The sequence below is a fragment of the Pseudomonas sp. SM4 genome, assembly GCF_051913165.1.
GTDB lineage: Bacteria > Pseudomonadota > Gammaproteobacteria > Pseudomonadales > Pseudomonadaceae > Aquipseudomonas.
This window is the reverse complement of sequence record NZ_JBODOE010000012.1, coordinates 76,974-90,265: the sequence shown is the minus strand read 5'-3', so window position 1 is coordinate 90,265 and position 13,292 is coordinate 76,974. Positions and strand designations below refer to the sequence as shown.

Here is a 13,292-nt window from a genome sequence, read left to right as displayed (position 1 = left end):
GAGCACAGCAGATTTAAGCGCGTCGGGGAGCGGAACCTTAGCGCGTAAAGCGCCTGCTAGACAATGGGCAAAAGGTGCTTTAGTCCAGCGCTGGCTGCGCAAAAGCCTTGCGCACGCTGTCGTGGGAGAACTCGTCGGCGTGTTGCTCGACCCATTGCAGGGCCACTGCCTGAATTTCTTGCAGGTCATCGTGGGTTTCGTGCATGCGGCAGTAGCGCTCGATCTGACACACCTGCTCACCCATTCGCGCGCTGAACAGCGTCTGTTCATCGGTAAATGCGATCCCCACCAGATAACCCTTTTTGCGCCGCAGGCACCACGCCACATAGCCCGGATAACAGATGTCGGCATTGAGTGTCGGCATGCGCACTTGCAGCGCCGTGCCATGGCGCCAGGCACGGTGGTAATTGCAAGCGATGCCGCCGAGGCTGATAGTGTGCAGCTGTTGCCTGGAAATACACTCAGGCTTGAGCAAGGTTAATTCAACCGGCACCTCGTCCGGATGAGGAATGAAACGTCCCATGAGCACAGACTCCCTGTGTCGGCCATTTGACATTGTTTCCCCCAGTATAGTGGTCGAATCCGAACTGACCGATTTCGACGCCGACCAACGGCTGTTGGCGATGAGCGGCGTTTCGTTGGTGATTTTCACCAGTGTCGGCTGCGCCAGTTGCCGTTATGCCCGCGAAGTGTTGCCGGGGCTCGAACTGGCCATCGATCGCCTGTGCTGGATCGATGCCGGTGACAACGGCGGGTTGGTCGAGCGTTATCAGGTCTTTCATTTGCCGGCGCTGTTTGTGGTGCGCGACGGTGAGTTCTTTGGGGCATTGCACACGCGCCTGACGGCCGATGCGCTGAACGCGGCGTTGGCGCAGGCACTGGGTCGAATTGCAGAGGAGTTGCCATGATCGGGACAGTGGATAAACCAGGCTTTGATAAACCGAAAGTGGGGATTATTGGCACCGGCGCAATTGGTGGTTTCTACGGATTGATGCTGGCGCGTGCCGGGTTCGATGTGCACTTTCTGTTGCGCAGCGAGTTCTCGGCCGTCGCCGAGCGCGGGTTGCAGGTAAATAGTGCGGTGCACGGTCAACTGACGCTGAATCCGGTGCAAGCCTATTCAGCGGCCGAGGACATGCCCAAGTGTGACTGGCTGCTGGTCGGCGCGAAAACCACCAGCAACGCTGGCCTCGCGCCTGCAATCGTTCAGGCGGCCAAGGCTGATGCGAAAGTGCTGGTTCTGCAAAACGGTCTTGATGTCGAAGACAGCCTGCGTGAACTGCTTCCCGATTCCCTCCATCTGCTCGGCGGCTTGTGTCTGATCTGTGTGCATCGCGAGGAGCCCGGGCTGATAACCCATCAAGCCCTGGGGGCGGTGAACGTCGGCTATCACAGCGGTCCGGCGCTTGATGAAGTGGCGCGCATGGCCATCGTTGAAGAAGGCGCTGGCCTGTTCCGCGCCGCCGGTCTCGATTCGCAGGCAATGCCCAATCTGCATCAGGCGCGCTGGCAGAAACTGGTCTGGAATATTCCCTACAATGGCCTATCGGTGCTCCTCGGTGCGGGTACCACGCCGCTGATGGCCGATGGCGACAGTCGCGCGCTGATTCAGGCGTTGATGGCTGAGGTCGTGCAGGGCGCCAAGGCGTGTGGCCTGGAGGTGCCGGCCGGTTATGCCGATTTCCTGTTCACGATGACCGAGAAAATGCCCGACTACTGGCCGAGCATGTACCACGACTTTCTACATAAGCGACCGCTGGAGCTGGACGCGATCTACGCTCGACCACTGGCGGCAGCAAAAGCGGCGGGTTGTCAGTTGCCGCGCATCGAAGCGCTGTATCGCACTTTACGTTTTATCGACCGACGCAACGTTTAAGCCGGTCGCTTTGGGGGAATGCATGGCCAAGAACATCGATGACAAACTGGTGCTGGCGATTTCGTCGCGCGCCTTGTTCGACTTGAGCGAGAGTCACAAGGTGTACCTGTCGAGCGGCGTCGAGGCCTATCGGCAATATCAGATCGAGCACGAAGACGAGATTTTGGCGCCCGGCGATGCCTTCCCGCTGGTGGAAAAACTCCTGAAACTCAACAGCCGCCTCGGCCGCGCGCGGGTCGAGGTGATTCTGGTGTCGCGCAACAGCGCCGATACCGGGCTGCGCGTGTTCAACTCGATTCATCATTACGGGCTGGCGATTTCCCGCGCGGCGTTTGTTGGCGGGCGCAGTCCGTATCCGTATCTGAAAGCGTTTGGTTGCGACCTGTTTCTGTCGACCCATGCCGAAGACGTGCGTGCGGCGCTGGACGCCGGTTTTGCCGCCGCGACCATTTTGTCCGGTGGCGCCAGCCGTGCGGCCAGCGACGAATTGCGCATCGCATTCGACGGTGACGCGGTGATTTTCTCCGACGAGTCGGAGCGCGTCTATCAATCCGGCGGGCTCGAAGCGTTTCAGGCCAAGGAGCGTGAATCTGCACGCGAACCGCTGCGTGGCGGGCCGTTCAAGGGCTTCCTCGCAGCGCTCAATCTGCTGCAGCGCGAGTTTCCCGACGACGATTGCCCGATCCGCACTGCGCTGGTCACCGCACGTTCGGCACCTGCGCATGAGCGGGTGATCCGCACCTTGCGCGAGTGGGATATTCGCCTCGACGAATCACTGTTTCTCGGTGGTCTGACCAAATCGGCGTTTCTCGAAGCATTCGCAGCCGACGTGTTCTTCGACGATCAGGCGGGGCATTGCGAACTCGCCCGCGAAGTGGTTGCCACCGGCCATGTGCCGCACGGCATCAGCAACGAACCGTCGGTCTAAAGCCCAAACGGTTCAAGACGTTGCGCCGCACGTCGTACTCGCCAAGGCACTGCTAAGCTGAATCAAATCTCCGCCATTGTTGGCTTGCGAGGAGGTCATATGATTCGTTCGATGCTGTATGCCACTGACCTCGGTCTGTACGCACCGTTAGTGATGCAGCATGCCCTGGCGTTGGCGCGAACGTTCAATGCCGACTTGTATGTGGTGCACGCGGTAGAACCGATGGGGCTGTTCGCCGAATCGGTGTTGCAGAGCTATCTCGACGAGCAGGCATTGAACGATTTTCACAGCCAGGGTCTGAAAACAGTCATCGCCAATATTGAACAGCGGGTGCTGGAAAGCTTTCGTGAAGAATTGGGCGAGGACGGCGAGCAGGATCTGCAACGCATTCGCGCGGTGCGCGTGCTGCAAGGCGATCCGTCGCAGGTGATTCTCGACCAGGCGCAGAAACTCTCGGTCGATTTGCTGATCGTAGGTAGCCACAGTCACGGGGTGGGCGCGGAAACGCCGTTGGGGCGCACGGCGGCTCGGGTCCTGCAGTTGGCCAAGGTGCCGGTTTATCTGGTGCCGTTGGTGGAGCGCCGGCGGCGGGAAGATCGCTGAAGCGGGAATAATGGCACTTTGATAAAAAAGTTCTAGATTTATTCTTCAAACCATTAATATAGTTATATACCGTCGCTGATGCCCGTGGCGTCTACTTGCTTTGAGGGATACATATGAAGCTTCAACAATTGCGCTACATCTGGGAAGTGGCGCACCACGACCTCAACGTTTCCGCTACAGCCCAAAGCCTGTACACCTCGCAACCGGGCATCAGTAAACAAATCCGCTTGCTGGAAGACGAACTCGGCGTTGAAGTGTTTGCCCGCAGCGGCAAGCACCTGACCCGCGTCACCCCGGCCGGCGAGCGCATCATCACCACTGCCGGTGAGATTCTGCGCAAGGTAGAAAGCATCAAGCAGATCGCCCAGGAATTCTCCAACGAGAAGAAGGGCACCCTGTCGATTGCCACCACGCACACCCAGGCGCGTTATGCCCTGCCGCCGGTGATCAGCAATTTCATCAAGCAATACCCGGACGTGGCGCTGCACATGCACCAGGGTTCGCCGATGCAGATCGCCGAGATGGCCGCAGACGGCACCGTCGATTTTGCGATCGCCACTGAAGCACTGGAGCTGTTCGGCGATCTGGTGATGATGCCGTGCTACCGCTGGAACCGCTGCGTGGTCGTGCCGCAGGGTCACCCGCTGACCAAACTGCCGAAGCTGACGCTCGAAGCGCTGGCTGAATACCCGATCGTGACTTACGTGTTCGGTTTCACCGGCCGTTCGAAACTCGACGAAGCGTTCAGCCATCGTGGCCTGACGCCGAAAGTGGTGTTCACCGCCGCCGACGCCGACGTGATCAAAACCTACGTGCGCCTGGGTCTGGGCGTGGGCATCGTGGCGAAAATGGCGGTCGACACTAAACTCGACAGCGATCTGGTGGTACTGGATGCCAGCGAATTGTTCGAATCGAGCATCACCAAGATCGGTTTCCGTCGCGGCACGTTCCTGCGCGGTTTCATGTGCGACTTCATCGAGAAGTTTGCGCCGCACCTGACCCGCGAAGTGATGGCCAAAGCCATTCAGTGCCACAACAAGCAAGAGCTGGAAGAGCTGTTCGACGGCGTCGAACTGCCCGTTCACTAAGCAACCCTCTTAAAGCACTTCGGTGACAGCAAACTGTTGCCGGGTGCCCGCCACCAGAATCTCCACCTCATCGCCTTCGAACTTGCCCAGCAGGCTTTTGCCCAGTGGTGAGCGCGGGGTGATGACGGTAATCGGCTGACCCACCACATCGACTTTCAGGCCGGCCGCATCCGGCGCCAGAAACAGCCATTGCTCGCGACCCTTTTCGTCTTCCAGACCGAGCAGGGCGCCTATCTCGATTCCACGGTTTTCATCATAGGCGCGCAGCGTCAAGTTCTGGCACAGCGCCAGTGACTGACGAATTTCCTCGACGCGTTTTGCTTGGCCCGCTGCCAGATACGACGCCTCAAGCCCCAGCGTGTCGTACTTGTTTTCGGCGATGTTCTCTTCGTGAGTCGCGGTTTCGTAGGCGGTTTGCGCGGCGCGTTCGGCGATGTCGAGATCAACGCGCAGCTTGTCGAGAATCAGTTGGTGAACCGTGTGCTTGTTCATGATCAATCGCAGAATTGTAGGACGTTGGCGCGGCTCTTTTCGCTCGGGGCGGTCTGATCCTGTTGCAGCCAGAACTGGCATTTAGGGTTGGATTGGTTTCGCGAGCTGCTGCGCGCTTGATCGAGTCGAACCTGCTGTTCGTTCTTGCGCAGGTTTTCTTCGTACTGGTCGAACAGCGGACTTTGCGGCGGGATATCCGGTTGCACCTGGACGGTCACCGGCGGCTTGGCCAGTTGCTGCACCGCCTGAGCAACCGGTGCCAACTGTTCGGTGAACAGAAAACGCGACAGCAGCCAGCAGGTCAGCGCAATGGCGAGAAACCCCAGCCACAGGCCCAAGGCAATACTGCCGGTCAGGTGCAGCGCGCTAAGCTGAACAGGCAAGGGGCGACGCGGGTTGGGACGATAGGGCATGGCTGCCTCCTGGCGGATGATTGCGGGCAAGTGGCGATTGTCGCACGAAGATTAATCGCCGTCGGCTCTTCTGCGCGAGGTGATTTATGCGGACAATCGCTGCTTTTGCCAACGGGAGTCTTGAATGCCGGAAGTGAACACCCGCTGGGATATTTTCTGCACCGTGGTCGACAACTATGGCGACATTGGCGTGACCTGGCGCCTGGCCCGGCAACTGGTCGCCGAGCACTCTTTGGCGGTGCGCCTGTGGGTCGATGACCTGCGTGCGTTCGAACGGATCTGCCCGGACATCGACGTCAACGCTGCGCAGCAATCGCAGCAGGGCGTCGAAGTGCGCCTCTGGCCGAGTGAGTGGGCACAGACTGACGCGGCGGATGTGGTCATCGCCGCGTTCGCCTGTCAGTTGCCCAGTGATTACATGGACGCCATGGCCGCGCGCGAAAAGCCACCGTTATGGATGAACCTCGACTACCTCAGCGCCGAGGATTGGGTGGTCGGTTGCCACGGCCTGCCATCGGTGAAATACAAATCGGTGCAGAAGATCTTCTTTTTCCCCGGCTTCCAGCCCGGTACTGGCGGCTTGCTGCGTGAGCGTGGATTGCTTGAACAGCGTCAGCAGTTTCAGCTGGATCCCGAGGCGCAGCGACAATTCCTGCAAGGCCTGGGCATTGATCGCGCGCCTGAGGCGCAGCTGATTTCGTTATTTGCCTACGAGAATGCCGGGCTGGCCAGTTGGCTGGACGTATTGGCAGCGGACGCCACGCCAACCCATCTGTTGGTGCCGGAAGGGCGCATTCTTGGCGATGTTGCGCGCTGGCTCGGGGTTGAAACCCTGACGGTCGGTGCGATCCATGTACGGCAGTCATTGACCGTGCAGGTGCTGCCGTTCGTCCGACAGGATCAATATGATCACCTGCTGTGGTGCTGCGATTTCAACGCCGTGCGCGGCGAGGATTCTTTCGTTCGCGCGCAATGGGCGGGGCGGCCGATGCTCTGGCACATCTATCAGCAGGACGAAGACATCCATCTGGACAAGCTCGACGCCTTTCTGGCGCTGTACACCAAAGGCCTGTCGCCGGCCGCCGCTGAGGCGATGAACGGTCTGTGGCGAGCCTGGAGTGCCGGGCAACCGATCGGTGAACACTGGTTGGCAAGCCGCAAACACTGGCGCGAACTGCAGGAAAATGCCGAAAAATGGTGTCTGGAACAAGGCTTGCAGGCCGATCTTGCCGCAGCGCTGGTACAGTTTTACCTAAATTGGATATGATACGCGGCCTAGATTTTTGTAAATCCCATCCAAATTCGGATATTCGCAATGAAAACTGGTAAAGAACTGAAACCCGGTACCGTGATCCGTCTCGAAAACGATCCTTGGCTGGTTCAGAAAGCTGAATTCACCAAATCGGGCCGTAACAGCGCGATCATGAAGACCAAGCTGAAAAACCTGCTGACCGGTTACAAGACCGAGATCGTTTACAGCGCTGACGACAAACTGGACGACGTAATCCTCGACCGCAAAGAAGCGACCCTGTCCTTCATCAGCGGCGACACCTACACGTTCATGGACACCACCGACTACACCATGTACGAGCTGAACGCTGAAGACATCGAAGCCGTTCTGCCTTTCGTTGAAGAAGGCATGACCGATGTTTGCGAAGCGATCTTCTTCGAAGAGCGTCTGGTTTCCGTAGAGCTGCCGACCACCATCGTACGTGTAGTTGACTACACCGAAGGTTCGGCTCGCGGCGACACTTCCGGCAAAGTCATGAAGCCAGCCAAACTGGCCAACGGTACTGAGCTGCAGGTTGCTGACTTCATCGAAATCGGTGACAAGATCGAAATCGACACCCGCGAAGGCGGTTCCTACAAAGGCCGTGCTAAATAAGCACTGCTTTTTGCGGAAAGAAAAAGCCCGACCATTGAGTCGGGCTTTTTTGTGCCTGTCAGTAAGATCAAAAGATCGCAGCCTGCGGCAGCTCCTACATATGTACCCCTGTAGGAGCTGCCGCAGGCTGCGATCTTTTGCTTTGTTCAGACAGTGACGTGCAGGCGTACGTCGACGTTGCCACGGGTGGCGTTGGAGTACGGGCAAACCTGGTGAGCGGCGTCGACCAGCGATTGCGCGTCGGCTTGTTCCAGGCCGGGCAGGCTGATGTGCAGATCGATGTCCAGACCAAAACCGCCAGGGATCTGACCAATGCCGACGTGGGCGGTGATCGAGGCATTGTCGGGGATTTTGCGTTGGGTCTGGCTGGCAACGAATTTCAGCGCGCCGATGAAGCAGGCCGAGTAACCGGCTGCGAACAGCTGCTCAGGGTTGGTCGCCGCGCCGCCAGCACCGCCGAGTTCTTTGGGGGTGGCGAGTTTGACGTCGAGAATATTGTCGCTGGAGATCGCACGACCATCACGGCCGCCAGTGGAGGTTGCGATTGCGGTGTAGAGCGTTTGCATGATGTGAGCCTCGTTGGGTGTCATGGTTTGCGCTAATTGTTTGCGCGCTAAGTAAGTACGAGGCAAATGTATAGCGCAAATATCTTGCGCGCAAGATAATTTTGGAAAATTATTCGTGATAGGTGCACTGAAACACTTGTAGGAGCTGCGGCACGCTGCGATCTTTTGATCTTGAAAAAGCCAAAAATCCAAAGATCGCAACGTGCCGCAGCGCCCACAAGGGGAGGGTGGATTCAGGAAAGGCTGTTTTGCAGGTGGCTGCGCAGTGCCTGGAGTTCTGCTTGCAGATTTTGCAGGCGCTCGATGGAGAAACCGCTGGCGCCGAGGATGCAAGGGGGAACCGTGCGCGCCCGATCTTTTAGCGCTCGGCCCTGTTCGGTCAATTCGACGATGACTACCCGCTCATCCTCTCGGCTGCGCGTGCGGCTGAGCAGGCCTTCGCCCTCTAGCCGTTTCAGCAGCGGCGTCAGCGAACCCGGATCAGTCAGCAGCTTTGTGCTGATCTCTCCGACCGTCAAACCGTCCTTTTCCCACAGCACCATCATCGCCAGGTACTGCGGATACGTCAGGCCCAGCGCCTGCAACAGCGGCTTGTAGACCTTGGTCATCATCAGCGAAGTGGAGTGCAGGGCGAAGCACGCCTGATTGTCCAGCAGCAGTTCTTCGCAGACGTCGGGGGTGTTGCGGTCGGAAGTCATATCAAAGCCTTGATCGGTAATGGTCATGAATCTAGCGCCCGAATGTTTAATGCGCCAGATAATTCGCCGGCGCTAATGACGACCCAGGTCCCGCTGCAGCGCCAGATCCCAAGGGGGCACCGGGCTGAACCGCGTCTTCAGATACTCCAGCAGCAAGCGACTGCGGGAGTTGGTTTGCTGCTCCATACGCAGTGCGTAGATACCCGTGGATTCCGCCTTCGGCAGGCCACTTTCGCAAAACAGCGGCAGTAACTCGCCGCGCAGCAGGTATTCGCTGGCCAGCCAAGTGGGTAAATGGGCGATGCCTAGCCCGGCCAATGCGCCACATACCAGCGCCTCGGCATTGTTGGCGCTCATGCGGATCCGCGCCGGACGGTGCAATTGCATCTGACCGTCCTGTTCGAATCGCCAGGCGAAGGGCGGGGCGAGTCCTTCCCAATCCAGGCCGTCATGTTCGCTCAACTGTGCGGGATGCTTGGGGATGCCGCGACGCTTGAGGTAGTCCGGGCTGGCGCAGGCAATGCGCACCATGCTCGCCAACGGCGTGGCCACCAGCCGCGTATCGGCCAGTTGCCCTGCGCGCAACACCAGATCAACCTTGCCCAGATTCGAGCCGCCCATGTCGACGAAGCTGTCGATCAGGTGCAATTGCACATCCAGCCCCGGATAGAGGACGAGGAAGTCGGCAATCACCGGCGCCAGATGTCGCCGCCCGAACGCGGCCGGGGCATCGATGCGGATCAAGCCTTCGGGGGCGCTGCTCAAGGACACTGCTTCAGCCCGGGCCAGTTGCAATTCGGCGACGATGCGCCGCGCCCGCTCGGCGAACGCCAGACCGGCCGGCGTGGCGAGTACGGCGTGGGTGCTGCGAATGAACAACTGGCTGCCCACTGCATTTTCCAGGCTGTCGATACGCCGCGCGACCGCTGAGGGCGTCAGCGGATGACGGCGCGAGGCGGCGGAAAAACTGCCACTCTCCAACACGTCGAGAAACAGCCCGAGTTGGTCGGTCAATTGATTGGGATTCATGTTCGGCCCGGTGTTTGTGCGAAATCGGCATAGCCATTGTGCGTTGCTGTGCGTTTCCCCGCCAGCGGCGACTGCGTAGGATGAGTTGCCTGACGTTAGAGGAATTGGGCTGTGATGGAGTTTTTGTTGTACCTGCTGTTTGGCGCCGCACTCGGCACCTTGGGTGGCATTTTTGGCATCGGCGGCGGTTTGATCGCGATTCCGTTGCTGGGCGTGTGGTTCGGCCTCGATCAACAGATCGCTCAAGGCACGGCGCTGGTCATGGTGGTGCCCAACGTAATGCTCGCGCTGTGGCGCTATCACCAGCGCAATCGCATCGAACTGCGCCACGCGCTGCCACTGGCGCTGATGGGCTTTTGTTTTGCCTGGATCGGTTCGATCTGGGCGGTCGGCATCGATGCGCAAACCATGCGTATCGGTTTCGTTGCGTTCCTTGTGGTGTTGTCGGCTTACAACCTGTTGAAGATGTTCGGCAAGCAACCCGCTACGACTTCCGAAATGCGCTATTCGTGGCCGTGGCTGGGTGTGCTCGGCGCGGCGTCCGGGACCATGGGCGGATTGTTTGGTGTCGGCGGGGCGGTGGTGGCGACGCCAGTGCTGACCAGCCTGTTCGGCACCACACAAGTCGTCGCGCAGGGTTTGTCGCTGGCGCTGGCGCTGCCAAGTACCGGCGTGACCCTGGTGACCTACGCAGTGCATCACGAGGTGGACTGGATGATCGGTTTGCCGCTGGCCATTGGCGGGCTGGCCAGCATCAGTTGGGGCGTGAAAGTCGCCCACGCGATGCCGGAAAAACTCCTGCGCGGGTTGTTCTGCGGCTTTCTGGTGCTGTGTGCGGTGATGCTCGCGTTTAAAGTTTGAAGCCTTCGACGATGTGCTCGGCCAGGCACTCGGTGATCGGCGACGGGTTGTTCAGGTTGCGGATCAGCATGATGCTGGCCTCGGGCAACAGCGGCAGATCTTCGGCAGCGCCGAGAATGCGCATGTCCGGGGTGATCAGGCTTTCCAGTTGCGCGGTGATCGCCAGACCCGCGCTCACCACGGCCATCAGCGCCGACAAACTGGTGCTGTTATAGGCGATGCGGTAATCGCGGCCCATCGCGTCCAGCGCATTGCACGCCCACAAGCGGCAGAAACAATCACTGTTGAACATCGCCAGCGGCAGCGGCGTTTGTTCATGGGCGCTGAAATTTTGCGCCTCGGCCCAGACGAAACGCTCCTTGCGCAGCAGTTGGCCGATCTCGTTGCCCGGTTCGCGGGTAACGATCGACAGATCCAGATCGGTGCGCTGCAACAGTTGTTTGGTCGACTCGCAATGCACTTCGATCTGGATCAACGGATAGAACTGGGCGAATCGCGACAGAATCCCCGGCAGAAAACGCATCACATAATCGTCCGGTGTACCAATGCGCACCGTGCCGACCATGTGCGGTTCGCGCAGAGTGTTGAACACTTCGCTGTGCAGCTTGAGGATGCGCCGCGCGTAACCGAGCAGCACCTGGCCTTCGGCAGTCAGGCGTACCTGTCGGCCGTCGCGCTCGAACAATTGGCGCTGCAACACGTCCTCTTCCAGACGCTTCATCTGCATGCTCACCGCCGATTGCGTGCGGTTGACCATTTCACCGGCGCGGGTAAAACCGCCCTGATCGGCAATCGCGACAAAGGTGCGCAACACATCGGTATCGATACTGGGGTAGGCCGACAATTGATGAATCTCCGTGATGCATGCCATCAGAAACATTCGTTGGATTGATCTTAGCGCTGGCGCGAGACTTGAGCCATCCACATGGAGGGCAACACGATGAAAGGTCAAAGAGAGTATGTAAGCGAAGACAAATTTGACGGCCACGGCCATATCGTTTCCGACCTGCTGCACAAGTTTAGCCGCTGGTATGAATTGCACCGTGAACGCGAGTTGCTCGCCAGTCTGAGCGACGAGGCGTTGAAAGACATCGGGGTCAGTCGTGCCGACGTCGAACACGAGTCTGTGCGGCCGTTCTGGGATGATCCGATGCATAAATGATGACGCCAGTGCTACACAAAACACTTTCAGGTGAGGTAGGTTGCGAGCAGACAAGGAGATGCTCATGCCCGCGACACTGGCCTTTTCCCTCAAACAGGCGCGACGTCTGGCGCTGGCCGCCCAAGGGTTCAACGGGCGCCAGCCGCCGACCGTCAAGGCCGCTCACCTCAACCGGCTGATCGAACGGCTGGGCTTGCTGCAAATTGATTCCGTCAACGCCGTGGTGCGCTCGCACTATCTGCCGCTGTTTTCACGTCTCGGTAACTATCCTTCTGACTTGCTCGACCAGGCTGCCTGGAGTTCGGGGCGTCGTCGTTCGTTGTTCGAATATTGGGGGCATGAGGCGTCGTTGTTGCCGCTGTCGATGTATCCGTTGATGGGCTGGCGCATGCAACGCGCCAGGCGCGGCGAAGATATTTATCAGCAACTGGCCAAGTTTGGTCGCGAGCAGCAAGACGTTGTACGTCGCGTGTTGAGTTCGGTGGAAGAGCAGGGCGCAATCGGCGCCGGCAGTCTGTCGACCCGCGAAGACAAGGCCGGGCCATGGTGGGACTGGAGCGCGGAAAAGCACGCGCTGGAGTGGTTGTTTGCTGCCGGTGAAGTGACGGTGGCGGGGCGGCGTGGGTTTGAGCGTTTGTATGATTTGCCGGAGCGAGTGATTCCTTCGTCCATTCTGCAGCAAGCGTTGCCCGATGAGGCTGAGGCGCAGCGTGGTTTGCTGTTGCATGCAGCACAGGCGTTGGGCGTGGGTACGGAGAAAGACCTGCGCGATTACTTTCGTTTGAATCCGGCGGATGCGCGTCCGCGACTGGCTGAGCTGGTCGAGGCGGGGCAGTTGCAGATGTGCGAAGTGGTTGGTTGGCGTCAGATCGCTTATTGCCTCCCCGAGCCGAAAGTCCCACGTAAGGTGACGGCGAGTGCGCTGTTGTCGCCATTCGATTCATTGATCTGGGAGCGCAGCAGGACGGAGCGGTTGTTTGATTTCCGCTATTGGCTGGAGATTTACACGCCGCAAAACAAGCGCGTTTACGGCTATTACGTGTTGCCGTTTTTGCACAATGAACGGATTGCGGCGCGGGTTGATCTGCGTGCCGAACGGGCGGCGGGGCGGTTGGCGGTGCATGCGGTGCACGAGGAGGAGCCGGGGCTGGATGAGGCGGGGATGCTGGCGCTGGCGGTGGATTTACGGCGGATGGCGGATTGGTTGGGGCTTGCGCGGGTACAGCTCAATTGTCAGCGCGAGAGTGCCGCACGATTACGAGTGGCATTCGCCCAAATCGGCTGTGACTGAACTGACGCCATCGCTGGCAAGCCAGGCTCCCACAGTGTTCTGCGTCGTACACAGATTTTGTGATCGGCGCGGTCACTGTGGGAGCCTGGCTTGCCAGCGAAGAGGCCGGTTCAAACGACAAAGATATCGAGCCCTAGCGGCGAACCTGTTGAATGAGGGGGCGCCTTCGCGAGCAAGCTCAGCTCCTACGTTGACCGCGTCATTCATCAATTTTGTGCGCGACGCAGATCCTGTGGGAGCCTGGCTTGCCAGCGAAGAGGCCGGTTCAAACGACAAAGATAACGAACCCTAGCGGCAAACCTGTTGAATGAGGGGGGATGAGCGGGCGCCTTCGCGAGCAAGCTCAGCTCCTACGTTGACCGCGTCATTCATCAATTTTGTGCGCGACGCAGATCCTGTG

The 13,292-nt window shown here is 59.2% G+C and carries 17 protein-coding genes; 10 read left to right on the top strand and 7 right to left on the bottom strand.

Annotated elements, in window-relative coordinates:
- Positions 1 to 79: 79 nt before the first annotated feature.
- Positions 80 to 523: a PilZ domain-containing protein gene (locus ACQ4MY_RS21790; RefSeq protein WP_064120260.1), complete on the bottom strand. Its 444-nt coding sequence runs from the start codon at positions 521 to 523 to the stop codon at positions 80 to 82.
- On the opposite strand from ACQ4MY_RS21790, the gene ACQ4MY_RS21785 reads away from it, so the two are divergent.
- From ACQ4MY_RS21785 to cysB, 5 genes are all read left to right on the top strand, one after another.
- Positions 522 to 908: a thioredoxin family protein gene (locus ACQ4MY_RS21785; RefSeq protein ID WP_045123065.1), complete on the top strand. Its 387-nt coding sequence runs from the start codon at positions 522 to 524 to the stop codon at positions 906 to 908. The two genes, ACQ4MY_RS21790 and ACQ4MY_RS21785, sit on opposite strands and share 2 nt — an antisense overlap.
- Positions 905 to 1,876 (top strand): putative 2-dehydropantoate 2-reductase, encoded by a 972-nt coding sequence (locus ACQ4MY_RS21780; RefSeq protein WP_158831677.1) that lies wholly within the window; start codon positions 905 to 907, stop codon positions 1,874 to 1,876. Before ACQ4MY_RS21785 ends, ACQ4MY_RS21780 begins: the two co-directional genes overlap by 4 nt.
- A gap of 22 nt (positions 1,877 to 1,898) precedes the next feature.
- On the top strand, positions 1,899 to 2,804 hold the full coding sequence (locus tag ACQ4MY_RS21775; RefSeq protein ID WP_008079944.1) for a 5'-nucleotidase: 906 nt from the start codon (positions 1,899 to 1,901) through the stop codon (positions 2,802 to 2,804).
- 99 nt (positions 2,805 to 2,903) lie between these two features.
- Entirely contained in the window at positions 2,904 to 3,407 is a 504-nt protein-coding gene (locus tag ACQ4MY_RS21770) for a universal stress protein (RefSeq protein WP_008079946.1), read from the top strand.
- 113 nt (positions 3,408 to 3,520) lie between these two features.
- Positions 3,521 to 4,495 (top strand): HTH-type transcriptional regulator CysB, encoded by a 975-nt coding sequence (gene cysB, locus ACQ4MY_RS21765; protein WP_008079948.1) that lies wholly within the window; start codon positions 3,521 to 3,523, stop codon positions 4,493 to 4,495.
- A 9-nt stretch (positions 4,496 to 4,504) separates the two neighbouring features.
- Here the strand turns inward: cysB and ACQ4MY_RS21760 are convergent, their stop codons facing one another.
- Complete coding sequence (locus ACQ4MY_RS21760; protein ID WP_003226791.1) at positions 4,505 to 4,987, bottom strand: GreA/GreB family elongation factor; 483 nt, start codon at positions 4,985 to 4,987, stop codon at positions 4,505 to 4,507.
- Positions 4,988 to 4,989: 2 nt separating this feature from the next.
- Complete coding sequence (locus ACQ4MY_RS21755; RefSeq protein WP_008079951.1) at positions 4,990 to 5,400, bottom strand: hypothetical protein; 411 nt, start codon at positions 5,398 to 5,400, stop codon at positions 4,990 to 4,992.
- 124 nt (positions 5,401 to 5,524) lie between these two features.
- Between ACQ4MY_RS21755 and earP the strand changes: the two genes are divergently transcribed.
- Both earP and ACQ4MY_RS21745 read left to right on the top strand, forming a co-directional pair.
- Positions 5,525 to 6,667, top strand: coding sequence for an elongation factor P maturation arginine rhamnosyltransferase EarP (gene earP / locus ACQ4MY_RS21750; protein WP_440096430.1), 1,143 nt, complete (start codon positions 5,525 to 5,527; stop codon positions 6,665 to 6,667).
- 48 nt (positions 6,668 to 6,715) lie between these two features.
- A complete protein-coding gene (locus ACQ4MY_RS21745) occupies positions 6,716 to 7,285 on the top strand; it encodes an elongation factor P (protein WP_007908599.1) in 570 nt (189 codons plus the stop codon).
- A 146-nt stretch (positions 7,286 to 7,431) separates the two neighbouring features.
- On the opposite strand, the gene ACQ4MY_RS21740 is transcribed toward ACQ4MY_RS21745, so the two are convergent.
- The 3 genes from ACQ4MY_RS21740 to ACQ4MY_RS21730 all read right to left on the bottom strand — a co-directional run bounded on the left by ACQ4MY_RS21740 (position 7,432) and on the right by ACQ4MY_RS21730 (position 9,578).
- The gene (locus ACQ4MY_RS21740; RefSeq protein ID WP_008079954.1) at positions 7,432 to 7,851 is read right to left on the bottom strand and encodes an organic hydroperoxide resistance protein; all 420 of its coding nucleotides are present in this window, start codon (positions 7,849 to 7,851) and stop codon (positions 7,432 to 7,434) included.
- A gap of 233 nt (positions 7,852 to 8,084) precedes the next feature.
- The gene (locus ACQ4MY_RS21735) at positions 8,085 to 8,576 is read right to left on the bottom strand and encodes a MarR family winged helix-turn-helix transcriptional regulator (RefSeq protein ID WP_440096429.1); all 492 of its coding nucleotides are present in this window, start codon (positions 8,574 to 8,576) and stop codon (positions 8,085 to 8,087) included.
- A gap of 45 nt (positions 8,577 to 8,621) precedes the next feature.
- Positions 8,622 to 9,578, bottom strand: a complete 957-nt coding sequence (locus ACQ4MY_RS21730) for a LysR family transcriptional regulator (protein WP_440096428.1) — start codon at positions 9,576 to 9,578, stop codon at positions 8,622 to 8,624.
- Between the two features lie 111 nt (positions 9,579 to 9,689).
- Here ACQ4MY_RS21730 and ACQ4MY_RS21725 point away from each other — a divergent pair, with 111 nt between their 5' ends.
- Positions 9,690 to 10,439, top strand: coding sequence for a sulfite exporter TauE/SafE family protein (locus tag ACQ4MY_RS21725; protein WP_177323345.1), 750 nt, complete (start codon positions 9,690 to 9,692; stop codon positions 10,437 to 10,439).
- Here ACQ4MY_RS21725 and ACQ4MY_RS21720 read toward each other — a convergent pair.
- Positions 10,429 to 11,283, bottom strand: a complete 855-nt coding sequence (locus ACQ4MY_RS21720; protein WP_026000633.1) for a LysR substrate-binding domain-containing protein — start codon at positions 11,281 to 11,283, stop codon at positions 10,429 to 10,431. The two genes, ACQ4MY_RS21725 and ACQ4MY_RS21720, sit on opposite strands and share 11 nt — an antisense overlap.
- A 96-nt stretch (positions 11,284 to 11,379) precedes the next feature.
- Between ACQ4MY_RS21720 and ACQ4MY_RS21715 the strand changes: the two genes are divergently transcribed.
- Together ACQ4MY_RS21715 and ACQ4MY_RS21710 are read left to right on the top strand one after the other, a co-directional pair.
- Positions 11,380 to 11,601 carry a DUF1127 domain-containing protein gene (locus ACQ4MY_RS21715; protein WP_008088246.1) on the top strand — a complete coding sequence of 74 codons (222 nt, stop codon included), beginning with the start codon at positions 11,380 to 11,382 and terminating at the stop codon, positions 11,599 to 11,601.
- A gap of 64 nt (positions 11,602 to 11,665) precedes the next feature.
- Positions 11,666 to 12,892: a winged helix-turn-helix domain-containing protein gene (locus tag ACQ4MY_RS21710; protein WP_440096427.1), complete on the top strand. Its 1,227-nt coding sequence runs from the start codon at positions 11,666 to 11,668 to the stop codon at positions 12,890 to 12,892.
- The last annotated feature ends 400 nt before the right edge of the window (positions 12,893 to 13,292 follow it).

Coding starts and splice junctions, on each gene's coding strand:
- ACQ4MY_RS21775 (WP_008079944.1), top strand. CDS start 1,899: ATGGCCAAGAACATCGATGACAAACTGGTGCTGGCGATTTCGTCGCGC.
- ACQ4MY_RS21740 (WP_008079954.1), bottom strand. CDS start 7,851: ATGCAAACGCTCTACACCGCAATCGCAACCTCCACTGGCGGCCGTGAT.
- ACQ4MY_RS21735 (WP_440096429.1), bottom strand. CDS start 8,576: ATGACCATTACCGATCAAGGCTTTGATATGACTTCCGACCGCAACACC.
- earP (WP_440096430.1), top strand. CDS start 5,525: ATGCCGGAAGTGAACACCCGCTGGGATATTTTCTGCACCGTGGTCGAC.
- ACQ4MY_RS21730 (WP_440096428.1), bottom strand. CDS start 9,578: ATGAATCCCAATCAATTGACCGACCAACTCGGGCTGTTTCTCGACGTG.
- cysB (WP_008079948.1), top strand. CDS start 3,521: ATGAAGCTTCAACAATTGCGCTACATCTGGGAAGTGGCGCACCACGAC.
- ACQ4MY_RS21770 (WP_008079946.1), top strand. CDS start 2,904: ATGATTCGTTCGATGCTGTATGCCACTGACCTCGGTCTGTACGCACCG.
- ACQ4MY_RS21780 (WP_158831677.1), top strand. CDS start 905: ATGATCGGGACAGTGGATAAACCAGGCTTTGATAAACCGAAAGTGGGG.
- ACQ4MY_RS21715 (WP_008088246.1), top strand. CDS start 11,380: ATGAAAGGTCAAAGAGAGTATGTAAGCGAAGACAAATTTGACGGCCAC.
- ACQ4MY_RS21710 (WP_440096427.1), top strand. CDS start 11,666: ATGCCCGCGACACTGGCCTTTTCCCTCAAACAGGCGCGACGTCTGGCG.
- ACQ4MY_RS21785 (WP_045123065.1), top strand. CDS start 522: ATGAGCACAGACTCCCTGTGTCGGCCATTTGACATTGTTTCCCCCAGT.
- ACQ4MY_RS21755 (WP_008079951.1), bottom strand. CDS start 5,400: ATGCCCTATCGTCCCAACCCGCGTCGCCCCTTGCCTGTTCAGCTTAGC.
- ACQ4MY_RS21760 (WP_003226791.1), bottom strand. CDS start 4,987: ATGAACAAGCACACGGTTCACCAACTGATTCTCGACAAGCTGCGCGTT.
- ACQ4MY_RS21790 (WP_064120260.1), bottom strand. CDS start 523: ATGGGACGTTTCATTCCTCATCCGGACGAGGTGCCGGTTGAATTAACC.
- ACQ4MY_RS21745 (WP_007908599.1), top strand. CDS start 6,716: ATGAAAACTGGTAAAGAACTGAAACCCGGTACCGTGATCCGTCTCGAA.